The following is a 990-nucleotide window of genomic DNA, read 5'->3' on the forward strand; positions in this document are numbered from 1 at the left end:
CCCTCAGGCACCAAAACAAGAAAGGAATACGCACATGTCAAAATTGCTAGATAAGATATTATCACGCGAAAATATGCTGGAAGCCTACAATCAAGTAAAATCCAATAAGGGCTCAGCTGGGATTGATGGAATTACTATCGAAGAGATGGATAATTATCTCAGACAAAACTGGCGCCTGACTAAGGAACTGATGAAACAGAGAAAATATAAGCCTCAACCAGTTCTCAGAGTTGAGATTCCTAAACCAAANGGAGGNATNCGTCANNTAGGAATTCCAACGGTTATGGATAGAATGATTCAACAGGCCATTATTCAAGTCATTAGCCCTATTTGTGAACCCCATTTCTCTGAAACGAGTTATGGGTTCCGACCAAATAGGTCATGTGAAAAAGCCATCATCAAGCTACTAGAGTATCTTAACGATGGCTATGAGTGGATAGTGGATATAGACCTAGAGAAATTTTTCGATACAGTTCCTCAAGATAGATTGATGTCCTTAGTACATAACATTATCGAAGACGGAGATACGGAATCCTTGATTCGTAAGTATCTTCATTCAGGTGTTATCATTAACGGTCAGCGTCATAAAACGCTAGTTGGCACACCACAGGGAGGAAATTTATCTCCTCTCTTATCCAATATCATGCTTAATGAATTGGATAAGGAATTAGAAAAGAGGGGACTTCGATTTGTGCGCTACGCAGATGATTGCGTGATTACGGTCGGAAGCGAGGCTGCCGCTAAGCGTGTGATGTATTCAGTCAGTCGTTTTATTGAGAAACGGCTAGGTTTGAAAGTAAACATAACCAAGACTAAGATTACTAGACCAAGAGAGTTGAAATATTTAGGTTTCGGGTTCTGGAAATCATCAGCTGGTTGGAAAAGTCGCCCCCATCAAGATAGTGTTCGGAGATTTAAGCTTAAATTGAAGAAACTAACACAGAGGAAGTGGAGTGTAGATTTAACAAGACGTATTGAACAACTGAATTT

The 990-nt window shown here is 39.9% G+C and carries 1 protein-coding gene; it reads left to right on the forward strand.

Annotated features, from left to right (window positions below; translation table 11 throughout):
- Window positions 1-34: 34 nt before the first annotated feature.
- Window positions 35-990, forward strand: a 956-nt coding sequence (gene ltrA / locus D8787_RS11250; protein ID WP_125423879.1) for a group II intron reverse transcriptase/maturase, incomplete at its 3' end; no start/stop codon positions are given.

The organism is Streptococcus mitis, assembly GCF_003944325.1.
Taxonomy (GTDB): Bacteria; Bacillota; Bacilli; order Lactobacillales; family Streptococcaceae; genus Streptococcus; species Streptococcus mitis_CW.